Raw genomic sequence first — 15,644 nt, 5'->3', positions numbered from 1 at the left:
GATATGACAATTGAAATTCTGGTTCCAGATTTACCTGAATCAGTTGCAGATGCGACAGTAGCAACTTGGCACAAGAAACCAGGTGAAGCGGTTGCTCGTGACGAAGTTATTGTTGATATTGAAACTGATAAAGTTGTACTAGAAGTACCAGCTCCTGAAGCGGGTGTTCTGGAAGCAATTATCGAAGAAGAAGGTGCAACGGTTCTTTCGAAGCAGCTTATCGCTCGAATCAAGCCAGGAGCTGTTGCGGGTGAACCGACAACGGACACTGCTGAAGATACTGAATCCTCTCCGGATAAGCGCCATAAAGCGACATTAACGGAAGAATCTAATGACGCTCTAAGCCCAGCCGTTCGCCGTTTACTTGGTGAACATGGCTTGGAAGCAAGTCAAGTGAAAGGCACTGGTGTTGGTGGCCGTATCACTCGCGAAGATATTGATGCGCACTTAGCCGCAGCAAAATCGGCACCAGTTGTTGCTGCACCTGAAGTTGAAGCGCCAGCGGCGGCACGTACTCAAAAACGTGTACCGATGACTCGCTTACGTAAAACAGTCGCTAACCGTCTGCTTGAAGCGAAAAACAGCACGGCAATGTTGACGACGTTTAACGAAGTGAACATGAAGCCGATTATGGATCTTCGTAAACAGTACAAAGACCAATTCGAAGAGCGTCATGGTACTCGCCTAGGTTTCATGTCTTTCTACGTGAAAGCAGTAACTGAAGCATTGAAGCGTTACCCTGAAGTGAATGCGTCTATTGATGGTGATGACATTGTTTATCACAACTACTTCGACATCAGTATGGCGGTATCAACGCCGCGCGGTCTTGTGACTCCAGTTCTAAAAGACTGCGATACACTCGATTTTGCTGATATTGAAAAAGGCATTAAAGAGCTTGCGATTAAAGGTCGAGACGGCAAACTGACCGTTGACGAAATTATGGGCGGAAACTTCACTATCACCAATGGTGGTGTGTTCGGTTCATTAATGTCAACGCCAATCATCAACCCACCACAAGCAGCAATTCTTGGTATGCATAAAATCCAAGAACGCCCAATGGCGGTAGATGGTAAAGTTGAAATCTTACCAATGATGTATTTGGCATTGTCATACGATCACCGTTTAATTGATGGTCGTGAGTCGGTTGGCTTCCTAGTAACAATTAAAGAGTTGCTAGAAGATCCTGCTCGCTTACTACTCAACGTTTAGTACAACAAGCGTTTAGTATAACCAAACGTAAAAGAGGGGGCTTAATGATTAAGCTCCCAATGAATTCAGGCTAGGCAGCTCAACACCTAGCCTTTTAAAAGTCGGGTAATGAGTCGACATTACTTGGCACTCGCTCAAGAGTAACCCTACAGACGCCTGACTCAGTATTATGCTGATTGTCTAATGGAAATAATAAATCCCTTAAGGGATAAACAAATGGAATAACACAATGAATTTGCATGAATATCAAGCCAAACAGCTGTTTGCAGAATTCGGTTTACCAGTACCAGAAGGTTTTGCGTGTGATACACCTCAAGAAGCTTTCGAAGCGGCTGGCCGAATTAGCACTGAAAAGAAAGTCGTAAAATGTCAAGTTCACGCAGGTGGTCGTGGTAAAGCGGGCGGCGTAGAACTGCATGACACTAAAGATGGTGTTAAAGAGTTTGCACAAAAGTGGCTTGGTAAAAACCTAGTGACTTTCCAAACTGATGCAAATGGACAACCGGTGACTAAAATTCTGGTTGAAGAAGCATCAAATATTGCCAATGAACTTTACCTTGGCGCAGTGGTAGATCGTGCGACTCGTCGTATCGTATTCATGGCATCAACTGAAGGTGGTGTGGACATTGAGAAGATTGCAGAAGAGACTCCAGAGTTGATTCACCAAGCAGCAATTGATCCTCTTGTCGGCCCTCAAGCTTATCAAGGTCGTGAACTGGCATTTAAACTTGGCCTAGTTGGCGATCAAATCAAACAATTCGTTAAGATCTTTATGGGTCTTGGCAATATGTTTGCTCAGTATGACTTAGCTCTACTTGAAATTAACCCATTGGTTGTGACGGCAGAAGGTAATCTTCTATGTCTTGATGGTAAAATCAATATCGATTCAAATGCGATGTACCGTCAACCTAAACTGCGTGAAATGCACGATCCATCTCAAGAAGATGAGCGCGAAGCACATGCAGCACAATGGGAACTTAACTATGTTGCACTAGACGGTAGCATTGGTTGTATGGTTAACGGCGCAGGCCTTGCTATGGGTACGATGGACATCGTAAACCTACACGGTGGCCAACCTGCTAACTTCCTAGATGTAGGTGGCGGCGCAACCAAAGAACGTGTAACAGAAGCATTCAAGATCATCCTATCTGACACCAATGTTAAAGCCGTTCTTGTTAATATCTTCGGTGGTATTGTTCGTTGTGATCTCATCGCTGATGGCATCATCGGTGCAGTAGAAGAGGTTGGTGTGAAAGTGCCAGTTGTTGTTCGTCTTGAAGGTAACAATGCACCTTTAGGTTCTCAAAAACTTGCGGAAAGTGGTCTAAATATCATCGCTGCAACGTCTCTAACAGAAGCAGCTGAAAAAGTCGTTGCTGCAGCGGAGGGCAAATAATGTCTGTATTAATTAATAAAGATACGAAAGTTATCTGCCAAGGCTTTACTGGCGGTCAAGGTACATTCCACTCTGAGCAAGCTATCGCATACGGTACGCAAATGGTTGGTGGTGTGTCGCCTGGTAAAGGTGGTCAAACTCACTTAGGTTTGCCTGTGTTTAATACGGTTCGCCAAGCGGTTGAAGAAACGGGCGCTACGGCTTCAGTTATCTACGTACCGGCTCCTTTCTGTAAAGATGCGATTCTTGAAGCGATCGACGCAGGCATTAAGCTAATTGTAACGATCACTGAAGGCATTCCTACGCTTGACTTGCTGGACGTTAAAGTACGTTTAGATGAAGCGGGCGTGGTGATGATTGGGCCTAACTGCCCAGGCGTCATTACTCCTGATGAGTGTAAGATTGGCATTATGCCTGGTCACATTCATAAGAAAGGTAAAGTTGGTATCGTATCTCGTTCAGGTACATTAACTTACGAAGCGGTTAAGCAAACGACTGATGAAGGCTTTGGCCAATCAACGTGTGTTGGTATTGGTGGTGACCCTATCCCGGGCTCTAACTTCATCGATATTCTTAAGCTTTTCCAAGAAGACCCTGAAACTGAAGCGATTGTTATGATCGGTGAAATCGGTGGTACAGCGGAAGAAGAAGCCGCTGCTTATATCAAAGCAAACGTCACTAAGCCTGTTGTTTCTTACATTGCAGGTGTAACCGCGCCTCCTGGTAAGCGTATGGGTCACGCTGGTGCAATTATCTCTGGTGGTAAAGGTACTGCTGAAGACAAATTTGCAGCATTAGAAGAAGCGGGCGTGAAAACAGTGAAAAGCCTTGCTGATATTGGTAAAGCATTGCGTGAAATTACTGGTTGGTAAACCTGACTACTCATCCGTTGTGATGAATAAATAATATAAACCCCGAGCTTTTTGGCTCGGGGTTTTTGTTTATCTAAAACTAAAAACAGAATGGCTAGTTTTTAACTTTGACTACTTGGCTGAGCATGAACATTGCTGTTGCACTGATGACGACTGAAGGACCTGCCGGGGTATCAAAGTGCCAAGACAAACTTAACCCGGCTAAAACAGCTACCGCACCAATGAGCGAGGCGATGCCAGCCATCTGTTCTGGCGTTCTCGCGAACTTCCTTGCCGTTGCTGCTGGAATAATCAGTAGTGACGTCATGATTAGTGCGCCGACAAACTTCATCCCAATCGCGATGACCAAACCGACCAGTAACATCAAAATTAATCGCATCAAATCAATATTAATGCCTTCAACTGCGGCTAAATCTTCACTTACCGTTGTGGAGAGCAGTGGACGCCAGAAGATGAATAAGATGCAACTAACCGTGAGTACGCCAAGATAGATGAAGCCAAGATCCGCTGGCGATACAGCGAGTAAATCACCAAATAAATAGCTCATTAAATCAACTCGAACATTGTCTAAAAAGCTGACTGCAACTAAACCCAGTGATAAAGAGCTATGTGCAAGAATGCCAAGTAGAGTATCGGTCGCGACAAGTTTTTGTTTTTGTAATGTGACGAGTAAAACCGCTAAGCCTAAGCAGCAAACTAATAGTGCTAAATACAAATTAATATCTAATAAAAAACCTAACGCAAGCCCCATAAGTGAAGCGTGTGCAAGAGTATCGCCGAAGTAGGCCATCTTTCGCCACACGACAAATGAACCTAATGGTCCCGCAATCACTGCAATACCAAGTCCTGCAAGGATAGAAGGAAGTAGAAACTCAATCATGACGATGTCCGTGGCTGTGGTGAGAACAAGAATCGGCGTCACCTTTTACCGCCTGACCAGAAAGATCATGGTGGTGGTGATCATGTTGGTGATGATAAAAAGCCAACGACTCCTTCGTCGCTGAACCAAACAGTGCGATATATGAAGGGTGCTGTGTAATATCAGCGGGCGCACCTGAACAACAGATATGATGATGAAGACAGATGACATTGTCCGTTTTTGCCATCACAAGGTGTAGGTCATGGGAGACCATAAAGACACTACATCCAAAGCGATGCCTGATCGCGTCGATCAGATTATAGAGATCAATTTGCCCCTGAATATCAACGCCTTGAGCTGGCTCGTCGAGCACCAATAAATCGGGTCTTCTTAGTAATGAACGGGCAATTAAAACACGTTGGTTTTCACCGCCAGAGAGCTGATGCATGTTGTTGTGCATTAAGTGTTCACCACCAACTAAACGTAGTGCTTCAGTCAACTCTTGGGCTGAAAACTTGCCTGACATCTTAAGAAAACGTTTTACATCGAGCGGTAGTGAGTCGTTAAGTTTTAGTTTCTGGGGAACATAGCCAATTTTGAGTGATTTTAGTCTGTTGATAGAGCCATCGTATTGGTTATGTAAACCTAAAATAACTTTGACTAAGGTAGATTTACCAGCACCATTAGGGCCAATAAGTGTGGTGATTTTACCCTTTTCGAGAGTCAGGTTGATGCTATCTAGCACGCGCTTCTCACCAAAATCGACACTTACGTTGTTCAGTTTGACTAACGTCGACATGAATAGAACTCATTTGCAATTAACTAATGTTATAATGTAACATTTATGACTTACCCACGCTACTGTTTCCATTTGAGGCTTTATGTTCCGATTTACTTATCTTGTTCTCGTTGCTTTGTGTTTACCTTCAGCAGCATGGGCATCGACAATTCTAACCAGTATTAAACCGATACAAATGATCACCCATGAGCTGACAAAGGGAGTCGTAGAGCCAGATGTTATTTTAAGTTCCAATGCATCTCCTCATGACTATGCGCTTAAACCGTCGGATGTAAAAAAAATCAATAATGCAGGTCTTATTGTTTGGTTTGGTCCTGAACTTGAACCGTTTTTAAGCAAAGTGATCAGCAGTCAAAAAAATGTACTGACCATTAGCGAAATTAAAGGGCTGCCACTGAGAGAGTTTGGGGGAGGTCACGAAAGTCATGCTGGCCACGATCATGGCAGTCATGATCCACATTTTTGGCTTGGTTTAAAGCCATCGCTTCAGGTAGCAGAAGCGATTACAGCAAGATTGATTCAAAGTGACAGCAAGAACCAAAGCTTATATCAAAAGAATCTGAATGACTTTAGCCAACGTTTGCTAGCAACAGAAGCGGACGTGTCGGCGATACTGGCTCCGGTCAAAACGGAAGGCTATTATGTATTTCATGACGCTTATGGCTATTTTGAACAAGAGTTTGAGCTTAATAACTTAGGCCACTTTACCGTGAGTCCAGACCGTAAGCCGGGCGCTAAAACGTTAATTAAAATACGTAAAGCCCTAAGAGAAAATGATATCCAATGTGTCTTCTCTGAACCACAATTTACGCCTGCTGTCATTGAATCAGTGACTCGCGGAACGAATGTGACGATTGGTATTCTTGATCCTGTTGGCTCTCAAATCGAGGTTAAAGATGGTGCTTATTTTGAGTTTATCAAAGGGATGGCGAACAGTTACTCTTCATGCTTGCAACGTTAAGCTTTAATTGACTAAGACCATATTAACGAACAAGGCACATGATAAATACAAAACTATTATGTGTCTTAGCTGACTTTTCTCTATTTAATATAAATATTCGAGATTAAAAAATTAAATTTGATCAACCGCTTACCGTCACATTCCCCTTAAAATAAAAATCAGCTACTATATGTGTCGTTATTGGCACAGAATGGTGATTTATCATTTTATTAAAGTGCCTTTGAGGTATATATTTTAATTTGATTATTACTTAAGGATAGCGCTTGCTGAGCTACTGTTTACGAGTACTTCTTATTGCTAGTATCGCATTCAATGGGCTAGCAGAAGAGCATTCACCTTCAATATTTTACCCTTTACCTATTCAATCTGAAGGGAAGTTTTTGGCTGCAAAAAACTTACATTTGAGTAGTAATGGTGGAATATGGGTTCAAGATGTACACAGCAACGTTTTATTTTATGATGGGCGTCACTTACTGCCACGAAATGGTAGCCTACTTGACTCCGTAGGTGATCAGCTAGCTTATTTAAATGACAGTTTCTGGAGCTTTGCTGCTAATGAAGTCTACCGGAGTTACCCTAGCCAGAAAAAAGAGCTTATCTTTAGCTTAGAGCCCGGGTCTGAAATTAGAAAAATAGGCTCATCAAACAATTATATTTGGGTCAGTGATGACTCTAACTTCTATACTTATGATGTCACTACAAGTGAAATAGAGACCTACTCTTTACTTGAACTGTATAAACATAATCAGAGTAGTTATGTCTATATCAATGATGCACAGCGTGTTTTATCTAAATGGGTATTAGCAACGACCTCTGGATCATATCTTTCGGATGGTGATCAATTTACCCACATTGCCAATTCGAAAAAGAACTTCACAGAAAAAATATACTTCTCATCTAGCCGCCGAGAGCTATTAATTGGCACTTTACGTGGTGCGCTCATTATTGATCTCAACGCCCCAAGCAAAATTGGCCCATTCATTGGTGATTCGCATGTTTTGTCGTTTGCGGAAACGAACCAAGAGTATTGGATTGGCACAGAGCACGGACTATTCGTCTACTCATTGCTGACTGGAGTTGTTCGCAAGGTGACGTCCAGTTCACAAGACAACTTCTCTTTGTTAGGTGATAAAATTTATGCCCTCTTGAATGATGAACTTGGCGGTATGTGGATCGCGACAGATCGTGGCATTCGATATTACTCATTACATAGTAAAAAATTCACTCGGGTTTCAGAACGAAAGTTACTCTCTCTTTTTAGCGATTCTTCAATGGTTAAAATTGCCCAGGACCCTCGCTTGGGTAATTTAGTCGCGACTACGACTGGTATTTACCAACACCGAAAAGGGGGTGAACCTGAGCTGTTATATCGTGGGAGGGTAAACGATTTTGTTGTGGGTAACGGTGACTTATGGCTTGCAACAGGTGAAGGGCTTTTAAGGTTTGATATTCAAAGTAGAAGAGTGACTCGTCAGCTTTTATCGGATGAATTTCAATCTTTATCAATTGATAGAGTCGCACTAGATGATGAACGCCTCTGGTTCTCTTCACGTGGACGTTTAGCACAGTTAAATATTAAGAACGGCGCATACAAAAGTTTCGGCAAGGACTGGATTGTAGAAAGTTTTCTGCCGGCGAAGATAACTCACCTATTACCAACAAAAACCGGTGACTTAATTATTGGAACCGATCATGGTGTTTACACTTATTCGGGACAAAAAATCTATTTCAATCGTGAGTCTGAAGTTTTTGGCCAAGTGATCGATATTACTCAAGCTAAAGGTGGGAAGTATTGGGTAGTAAGTAGTTATGGAACATTTACTTTCGACAGGCATTATCAAAATCTGACCCCTGTAACGCTAATTGAAGATAGTATTAGCCCTGAATGCTTAATGAGTACTTCTAGAGGGATGTGGATGAGCAGCTCAAAAGGGCTCAGTTTCTACAGCCATAGTGCCGATCTGCTTAAGCACTATGGCTCTCCATCTGGTTTGATAACGAATGAATTTTTACCAAGGATTTGTGCAACAGATAAGTCCGAGCCAGGCCAAGATATTAGCTTGGTGCTGGGCTCTAAGTATGGTTTGGTTAAGATAAAAGAGCGCGAGTTACTTGTATCAAAAGCACCGAAAAATACAGTCATTTTTAGCCAGGTGAACATTGATCACTCTCCAATTGCGGTTGGCGGAAATATAAAAGATGGTTACCAGTTTCCTTATGGTTCATCGTTGAGTTTTCTTATTGGTATTTTGCCGGAAGCGTCGACATTGTTGCTCGAGTTCAGGTTAAATCTAGAGGATGATTGGATCGCTTTCGAAGGTGGTCAATTGACTTTATCTCATTTATTGCCGGGTGAGTATCAATTACAAATAAGGCCATCAATAACAATTATTCCTGATACTCAATCATTAACCACACTTAATTTTACGATACAAAAGCCATGGTATTTGACCAGTTTTGCTATTTTTAGCTTTTTCCTCATTATGGGAATATTAGTAGCGATGGTTATTTTTTGGCGTTCTCGTTTAATCATGAAAATCAACAGAAACCTAAAGGCAAAGGTCTTACTAAAAACCGATCAATTGCGTAATCAGAGCCGGGTATTGTTAAGTAACAATCAACAGTTAAGGAAGCAATTTCAAGTTCGAAATATTCTTGTTGGAAATGTTGCGGTTGCAGCGAAAAGGAGCGTAACAGAAATGGGTGCGCGTCTTCACTTAGAGGATGATAAATCGGCCACTCAGAAATATAGCGATGTTATCCACCTACTTAATGTTCTATTTAATGATAAGGACAATGTTAGCGGAGAAAGGGAGTCGCATAATTTCTTACAAATACTAAATGCCGTTATCGATGCATGGCGTGAAGAGTTCATTAAAGCGGGGTTAAGCGTAAAAGTTGAAAACAGCGCAATGAACCAGCACATACAAATTGACTATTTTAATTTAGATATTCTGTTTAACACTCTTTTTTCTAGCGTTTTAAAGCGTTGCTATCGAGGACAGGAATTAAGCATTCAAATCAGCGAAAGTGATTCGATGCTGGTGATTGCATTGACTGATTTTGGCGCTCCCGTTCCAGTGTTTAAACCAACAATACACAAAGACAATATCGTGAACTTGTCGACTTTTGATTTGAGTATTGAAAATCTACCCACCTCGGTTGCTATCAGTGGCGGCGAGCTATTTGTGTATGACTTTGACTCTAAGAATCGCCTTGAAATGTCGTGGCCTATTATTGAGCTTGAAATTCAGGGGCCACCAGAAAAGGCGATAAATCTAGAAAATTCAGCGGTGCCTTCGCATACACTGACAAGAGAAGAAGCATGGATAAACTCGGTGAAGCATTTAATCAGTGAAAATTACTCGAGTCCAGACTTTGGCACTTCCTCTGCGGCTAAAATGCTTTTTGTATCGGAGCGGAGTTTACAACGTCGCTTTAAAGCAGCCTTAGATCGGACATTTAAAGATTACTTAAATGAGTATCGACTTGAAAAGGCGTGTGAAAGCTTGTTAGCAGGTGAGAAAATAGCTGACATCGCATTTGAATGTGGTTTCAATGACCCATCATACTTCAGCCTGCGTTTCAAACACCACTTTGGCCTTTCTCCATCAAAATTTGTCGAGAATCATACTGGTCAATAATTTCATCGTGAGTATGTTCCTTTCTATTCTTGAGCCTTTCTTTGAATAAACCAAAATAAACGTCTTTGTGCGGTTCTATTTTTAGTCGTGCGATTACGTTTCACGAGAGTTCCTTGAGGGAAATGAAATTCAAATATAGCTAAGACTTATAGTATAGAGGAAAGCTTGAGGAGAGATAATCAAATAGTAGTGGTTAAGGAAAAAAAAGATCGTGGCATGGTCGGGGGGACTATGCCACGGGTGCCAAGGACACCTTCGCTTGCTGCCTGAGGGATATGGGATACCCATATCACTTCTGGAATCTAATGTTTTAGAGGTTTCCCTCTTGACGTGGTTAACTATAAGTCCTTGCTCTTATTTCCTTCATAAAATTAACGACATGTTTACCTGATAAAACCGCCAAGTTGTAAGGTTTTCTTTAGGTTGTTGTATTTTAAGTGTTTTTCCTTTCTGTTCTTTACCTGAACTTACTTTTTTGACTCATTACCCACAGAATTCTCTCTAATTTGACGTATTTAACGAGCTTGTTTTTAACGTTTTTTACGTTCGATTTTCTGCAATCTTTGATTTCACTCAATAAAAGTGGGGAGAATCGCGGTTATCATTATCGCTAATGAAAATATTTCTCATTCCTAATTATAATTGAGACCTGCTATGAAACTATCACAACTGAGAGAAGGCGATTGCGCGAGTATTCTGTCTTTTTCTGAAATATCTAATGACGTAAGAAAAAAGCTAATGGTTATGGGCTTGCTTCCAAATACGTTAGTCAAGGTAGTGCGTCGAGCACCGATGGGTGATCCGCTTCAAGTTGAAGTTCGTGGTGTGTCTTTAGCAATACGTGAAAATATTGCTGCAGCAATTCTAGTGGAGCAAAAATAATGCAGTATGAAATACTAACGGTTGGTAATCCAAATAGTGGTAAAACGACACTGTTTAATGGCTTAACTGGCGCGAAGCAGCAAGTTGGTAACTGGGCTGGTGTAACCGTAGAGAAGAAAACAGGACGTTATGCTCACTCTGGCGATCAATTTAAGCTAACTGACTTGCCGGGTATTTACGCATTAGATAGTGGAAATGACAGTAATAGTATTGATGAGTCCATTGCTTCTCGTGCTGTCATTAGTCACCCTGCGGATTTGATTATTAATGTTGTTGATGCAACATGTTTAGAACGTAGCTTATACATGACCTTGCAACTTCGTGAGCTAGGTCGACCAATGGTTGTCGTTTTGAATAAGATGGATGCCCTTAAGCGTGAACGCCAAACATTAGATATTAAAGCGTTAGAAAAAATGCTTGGCTGTCCAGTATTCACGTTGTCGGCAAATAACAAACAGCAAGTGAACCGTTTTAAAGACAAGTTACATAAAGCACTGGTTCAAGGCGTTGCGCTGAAAGAGCTTGTTTTAGATTATGGTCAAGAATTTGAGAGTGCCATTGCTACCATTGCGCCTGTTTTTGCTGGCCAAGAAGTGTCATCTCGCGCTCTAGCTATACGTGCATTAGAAAATGATTTATTGGTTAATAACCCTCTTTCTCAATCTGACCGTGAACTGATTAACCAACAGCAAGAGGCTTGTAGTTTAGATATTGACCTACAAGTAGCTGATGTTAAATATAGTTTCTTACATGAACAGTGTAAAAAGGCACGTCGTACAGAAGGCAAATTAAGTCATAGTTTTACTGAAAAAGCGGATAACCTCATTCTGAATAAATGGGTTGGTGTACCTTTCTTCTTCGTAGTGATGTATTTGATGTTTATGTTTTCCATCAACATTGGTGGTGCATTCATTGATTTCTTTGATATTGGCGTTGGGGCTCTGCTTGTTGATGGCGGTCACTACTTGCTTGATGCTCACCTGCCAGTTTGGTTAGTGACACTTATCGCTGATGGTGTTGGTGGTGGTATCCAAACAGTTGCAACCTTCATTCCTGTTATCGGTTGTCTATACCTATTCTTAGCCGTTTTAGAAAGTTCTGGTTACATGTCTCGTGCGGCATTTGTGCTTGATAAAGTGATGCAAAAAATCGGCTTGCCAGGTAAAGCGTTTGTACCGTTGGTGCTTGGGTTTGGTTGTAACGTACCGTCAATCATGGCTACGCGAACATTAGACCAAGAGCGCGAGCGTAAATTAGCGGCATCTATGGCACCATTTATGTCTTGTGGTGCTCGACTGCCGGTATACGCACTTTTTGCTGCGGCATTCTTCCCTGATAGTGGTCAAAATATTGTTTTTGCTCTTTATGTATTAGGTATTGTTGCTGCTGTTCTTACTGGCGTTGTGCTGAAACACACACTATACCCAGGCTCTAGTGATAGCTTGGTGATGGAAATGCCAGATTACGAGCTGCCAACCATCCAAAATGTACTGATCAAAACGTGGCAAAAGCTGAACCGTTTTGTATTGGGTGCTGGTAAAACGATCGTTGTGGTTGTGACGATTCTAAGCTTCTTGAACTCAATTGGTACTGATGGCTCATTTGGTAATGAAGACAGCGAAAAATCAGTACTGTCGAAAGCGGCGCAAGTTGTCACTCCTGTTTTTGCTCCAATTGGTATTAATGAAGATAACTGGCCAGCAACGGTTGGTATTATTACGGGCATCTTTGCTAAAGAAGCGGTTGTAGGTACATTGAACAGCCTTTACACGTCAGCGGAAAGCGAAGAGTCTGAATTTGATTTAATGGGTAGTTTGGAAGAGGCGGTAATGTCTATTCCTGAAAACCTTACCGGTCTAAGTTACTCTGATCCACTAGGCATTGAAGTCGGCGATTTAAGTGATTCATCGGCAGTCGCGGAAGATCAAGAAGTGGATACATCGATTTTTGGTAACTTGAAGTCTCACTTTGTAAGTGGTCATGCGGCATTTGCTTACTTAATCTTAATCCTTCTGTACACACCTTGTGTTGCCGCTATGGGGGCTTATGTTCGTGAGTTTGGTCAAAACTTTGCTCGCTTCATTGCGGTGTGGACAATGGCTCTAGGTTACGGTGGTGCAGCTTTATACTACCAAGTTGCACACTTTGCGGATCACCCAATGACAAGCTCTATTTGGGTTGTCAGCTTGATTGCCGTCTCTGTTATCGCATATCAGTTGATGAAAAGAAAAGGGCGTAAAGAACAAATGAATCTAGAGGTACAAGTCGCATGATTTTATCTGACCTAAAGAACTACATCACCGAAAATGGCAGCGCGTCGAGAAATGAACTGGCAAAAAAGTTTACTTTAAGTGAAGACGGTGTGGATGCCATGCTGAGTGTGTGGGTGAAAAAGGGTCAGATATCTCGCTTGATCGATACCAATAAAGCGAAAAAAGTGACTCGAGTTCGTTACAGCACAATTAAGAGTGATGAGCTATCGTTAACCGTAACGATGTAAGAGCTAACACGGTTCACTTTTAGCTTTCTATCGCTAGAAATAAAAACGCCGCATCTTTATCGATGCGGCGTTTTTGATTATAGATTCTTATCCGTATTTAAGATAACGCTCCAAATCCACCCTATGCTGATGGTTCGTTAATACTAAATATAGGGCTGTCTTGAAGTTTTGTTTGCAGTTGTTTCAGGAGAGAAACCTGGTCATCGTCAGACCTAAACTCACCTGGAGTATTGCCCCAAACAGGGCCGGGCCAAGCTACATCAGAAATGAAACGCGCGATATGATGAATATGTAACTGTGGAACCATATTACCTAGAGCACCAAGATTAATTTTATCTGGAGTAAAGAGCACTTCCAGTGTTTGGTTGATCGTTTGAGATTCAACTAAAAACTGCTGTTGTTCATTCATCGGTAAATGGTGAAGCTCTTTTAGCTCATTTCTTTTTGGGACGAGAATGACCCAAGGAACGGCGTTGTCTTTATGAAGTAATGCGATGCAGAGTGGAAAGTGGCCAATAACCGTCGTATCTTTGGCTAACTGAGGGTGAAGAATAAAGTCCATATGCAAAATATCAGTCGATGATTCGTGCACTGTTTATAACATAGAAAAAGAAAAAGGTTGGCGATTAAGCCAACCTTTTCAATAATTCTAATGGAAATTACATGCGGTCAAGCGTGTTGATACCAAGTAGAGATAGACCTTGTTTGATCGTTTTAGCGGTAAGCGCAGAAAGCTTCAAGCGGCTTTGCTTAACGGCTTCATCTTCAGCGATCAAAATCGGGCATGCTTCATAGAAACTAGAGAATTGACCTGCGAGTTCAAATAGGTAGCTACACATGATATGTGGCTGACCTTCACGAGCAACAGATTGAACCGCTTCTTCGAATTGAAGTAGCTTAGCAATGAGAGCTTTCTCTTTGTCTTCTTTAGCTAGAATTTCACCAGACAGTGAATCCATAGACAGACCAGCTTTTGCGAAGATAGAAGCAACACGTGCATAAGCATACTGCATGTAAGGAGCTGTATTGCCTTCGAATGCTAGCATGTTGTCCCAGTCAAAAATGTAATCCGTTGTACGGTGTTTTGAAAGGTCAGCGTACTTAACCGCAGCCATTGCGACAGTATTAGCAATGTTCGCTTTCTCTTCACTTGCAAGATCAGGGTTTTTCGATTCGATCAGTTTCTGTGCACGTTCTTCAGCTTCATCAAGAAGATCCGCTAGACGAACCGTACCACCAGCACGAGTCTTGAATGGACGACCATCTTTACCTAGCATCATACCAAACGCGTGGTGCTCAAGAGTCACCTCTTCTGGTACGTATTCAGCCATGCGAACGATATCCCACGCTTGCATCAGGTGTTGATGTTGACGTGAATCGATGAAGTAAAGCACACGATCTGCACCTAGTGTTTCGTAACGGTATTTTGCACAGGCAATATCCGTTGTAGTGTATAGGAAGCCACCGTCGCGTTTCTGGATGATAACACCCATCGCTTCGCCATCTTTGTTCTTATACTTATCTAGGTAAACAACATTTGCGCCATCGCTATCAACAGCAAGACCTTTTTCAACAAGATCGTTAACGATAGGAGCAAGCATATGGTTGTACTTACTTTCGCCCATCACATCATCTTGAGTTAGAGATACGTTAAGACGATCATAGTTGCGTTGGTTTTGAATCATAGTAACGTCAACGAGTTTTTTCCACATTTCTGCGCAGTACTCATCACCGCTTTGTAGTTTCACAACGTAACCACGAGCTTTAAGAGCAAATGCTTCGTCTTCATCGTAAAGTTTTTTCGATTCACGGTAGAAAGCTTCAAGGTCAGCAAGTTCCATTGAAACTTCGCCAGACTCTTGTTGAACGCGCTCAAGGTTAGCAATCAACATGCCGAATTGAGTTCCCCAGTCACCGATGTGGTTAGCACGGATTACGTTGTGACCTAAGAATTCAAGAGTACGAACAACCGCATCACCGATGATCGTTGAACGTAAGTGACCAACGTGCATCTCTTTAGCAACGTTTGGCGCAGAATAGTCAGCAACAATAGTTTGAGTCGCTTCTAGTTGTACGCCTAAACGTTCGTCAGCAAGTGCCGCTTCCGCTTGTTTTGCTAAGAAAGCTTCGTCTAGGAAAATATTTAGGAAGCCAGGACCTGCAATCTCAACTTTACTTGCGATTCCATCTAGATCCAAAACATCCAATACTTTTTGAGCAAATTCTCGAGGATTGGTACCTAGTCGTTTAGCAACACCCATCACGCCATTCGCTTGGTAGTCGCCAAATTGTGGTTTTGCAGATTGACGTACAGCAGCAGGACTTCCTGCAGGTGCGCCAGCGGCTTCAAGAGCCTTAGATACTTTGTCATTAATCAGTGCTTGGATATTCACACGCGTTCCCTTCAATTCAAGGATGGTAAAGAATGATAGCGGTAATGTGTCTACTACTACTTGTTACGCAATAAATGCAGGAACAAAAGGAGAGCAAGACGAGAATTATTCACTATGATTCTTGTTTAA

12 protein-coding genes are annotated in these 15,644 nt (G+C 42.0%); 8 read left to right on the top strand and 4 right to left on the bottom strand.

Annotated features, from left to right (window positions below; genetic code table 11):
- Positions 1-3 precede the first annotated feature (3 nt).
- The 3 genes from odhB to sucD all read left to right on the top strand — a co-directional run bounded on the left by odhB (position 4) and on the right by sucD (position 3,477).
- Positions 4-1,209, top strand: coding sequence for a 2-oxoglutarate dehydrogenase complex dihydrolipoyllysine-residue succinyltransferase (gene odhB / locus F0249_RS06125; RefSeq protein ID WP_017051344.1), 1,206 nt, complete (start codon positions 4-6; stop codon positions 1,207-1,209).
- A 229-nt stretch (positions 1,210-1,438) separates the two neighbouring features.
- The gene (gene sucC, locus F0249_RS06120) at positions 1,439-2,605 is read left to right on the top strand and encodes an ADP-forming succinate--CoA ligase subunit beta (RefSeq protein WP_113795843.1); all 1,167 of its coding nucleotides are present in this window, start codon (positions 1,439-1,441) and stop codon (positions 2,603-2,605) included.
- Positions 2,605-3,477, top strand: coding sequence for a succinate--CoA ligase subunit alpha (sucD, locus tag F0249_RS06115; RefSeq protein ID WP_017051342.1), 873 nt, complete (start codon positions 2,605-2,607; stop codon positions 3,475-3,477). Before sucC ends, sucD begins: the two co-directional genes overlap by 1 nt.
- Before the next feature lie 94 nt (positions 3,478-3,571).
- Here the strand turns inward: sucD and znuB are convergent, their stop codons facing one another.
- Together znuB and znuC are read right to left on the bottom strand one after the other, a co-directional pair.
- Positions 3,572-4,357, bottom strand: coding sequence for a zinc ABC transporter permease subunit ZnuB (gene znuB / locus F0249_RS06110; protein ID WP_017051341.1), 786 nt, complete (start codon positions 4,355-4,357; stop codon positions 3,572-3,574).
- Positions 4,350-5,135 carry a zinc ABC transporter ATP-binding protein ZnuC gene (gene znuC, locus F0249_RS06105; protein WP_017051340.1) on the bottom strand — a complete coding sequence of 262 codons (786 nt, stop codon included), beginning with the start codon at positions 5,133-5,135 and terminating at the stop codon, positions 4,350-4,352. The genes znuB and znuC overlap by 8 nt, the downstream gene beginning before the upstream one ends.
- Before the next feature lie 82 nt (positions 5,136-5,217).
- Between znuC and F0249_RS06100 the strand changes: the two genes are divergently transcribed.
- The 5 genes from F0249_RS06100 (at position 5,218) to F0249_RS06080 (ending at position 13,122) form a co-directional block, all read left to right on the top strand.
- Positions 5,218-6,096 carry a zinc ABC transporter substrate-binding protein gene (locus tag F0249_RS06100; RefSeq protein ID WP_171756148.1) on the top strand — a complete coding sequence of 293 codons (879 nt, stop codon included), beginning with the start codon at positions 5,218-5,220 and terminating at the stop codon, positions 6,094-6,096.
- A gap of 263 nt (positions 6,097-6,359) precedes the next feature.
- Positions 6,360-9,740 carry an AraC family transcriptional regulator gene (locus F0249_RS06095; protein ID WP_171756147.1) on the top strand — a complete coding sequence of 1,127 codons (3,381 nt, stop codon included), beginning with the start codon at positions 6,360-6,362 and terminating at the stop codon, positions 9,738-9,740.
- 654 nt (positions 9,741-10,394) lie between these two features.
- Entirely contained in the window at positions 10,395-10,622 is a 228-nt protein-coding gene (locus tag F0249_RS06090) for a FeoA family protein (protein ID WP_017051337.1), read from the top strand.
- Positions 10,622-12,895 (top strand): Fe(2+) transporter permease subunit FeoB, encoded by a 2,274-nt coding sequence (gene feoB / locus F0249_RS06085; RefSeq protein WP_171756146.1) that lies wholly within the window; start codon positions 10,622-10,624, stop codon positions 12,893-12,895. The genes F0249_RS06090 and feoB overlap by 1 nt, the downstream gene beginning before the upstream one ends.
- The gene (locus F0249_RS06080) at positions 12,892-13,122 is read left to right on the top strand and encodes a FeoC-like transcriptional regulator (RefSeq protein WP_017051335.1); all 231 of its coding nucleotides are present in this window, start codon (positions 12,892-12,894) and stop codon (positions 13,120-13,122) included. Before feoB ends, F0249_RS06080 begins: the two co-directional genes overlap by 4 nt.
- 121 nt (positions 13,123-13,243) lie before the next feature.
- On the opposite strand, the gene F0249_RS06075 is transcribed toward F0249_RS06080, so the two are convergent.
- Both F0249_RS06075 and argS read right to left on the bottom strand, forming a co-directional pair.
- Positions 13,244-13,684: an HIT domain-containing protein gene (locus tag F0249_RS06075; RefSeq protein WP_171756172.1), complete on the bottom strand. Its 441-nt coding sequence runs from the start codon at positions 13,682-13,684 to the stop codon at positions 13,244-13,246.
- Between the two features lie 97 nt (positions 13,685-13,781).
- Positions 13,782-15,515 (bottom strand): arginine--tRNA ligase, encoded by a 1,734-nt coding sequence (gene argS, locus F0249_RS06070; protein WP_171756145.1) that lies wholly within the window; start codon positions 15,513-15,515, stop codon positions 13,782-13,784.
- Positions 15,516-15,644 lie beyond the last annotated feature (129 nt).

Source organism: Vibrio sp. 03-59-1 (assembly GCF_013114135.1).
Taxonomy (GTDB): Bacteria; Pseudomonadota; Gammaproteobacteria; order Enterobacterales; family Vibrionaceae; genus Vibrio; species Vibrio cortegadensis.
Note: the sequence above shows the minus strand (reverse complement) of the source record. Positions and strands in the feature narration are given on the sequence as shown.

What these genes read in the sequence shown, in the direction of transcription:
- feoB (WP_171756146.1), top strand. Translation starts at nt 10,622, where the DNA reads ATGCAGTATGAAATACTAACGGTTGGTAATCCAAATAGTGGTAAAACG.
- F0249_RS06075 (WP_171756172.1), bottom strand. Translation starts at nt 13,684, where the DNA reads ATGGACTTTATTCTTCACCCTCAGTTAGCCAAAGATACGACGGTTATT.
- znuB (WP_017051341.1), bottom strand. Translation starts at nt 4,357, where the DNA reads ATGATTGAGTTTCTACTTCCTTCTATCCTTGCAGGACTTGGTATTGCA.
- sucC (WP_113795843.1), top strand. Translation starts at nt 1,439, where the DNA reads ATGAATTTGCATGAATATCAAGCCAAACAGCTGTTTGCAGAATTCGGT.
- F0249_RS06100 (WP_171756148.1), top strand. Translation starts at nt 5,218, where the DNA reads ATGTTCCGATTTACTTATCTTGTTCTCGTTGCTTTGTGTTTACCTTCA.
- F0249_RS06080 (WP_017051335.1), top strand. Translation starts at nt 12,892, where the DNA reads ATGATTTTATCTGACCTAAAGAACTACATCACCGAAAATGGCAGCGCG.
- sucD (WP_017051342.1), top strand. Translation starts at nt 2,605, where the DNA reads ATGTCTGTATTAATTAATAAAGATACGAAAGTTATCTGCCAAGGCTTT.
- znuC (WP_017051340.1), bottom strand. Translation starts at nt 5,135, where the DNA reads ATGTCGACGTTAGTCAAACTGAACAACGTAAGTGTCGATTTTGGTGAG.
- F0249_RS06090 (WP_017051337.1), top strand. Translation starts at nt 10,395, where the DNA reads ATGAAACTATCACAACTGAGAGAAGGCGATTGCGCGAGTATTCTGTCT.
- odhB (WP_017051344.1), top strand. Translation starts at nt 4, where the DNA reads ATGACAATTGAAATTCTGGTTCCAGATTTACCTGAATCAGTTGCAGAT.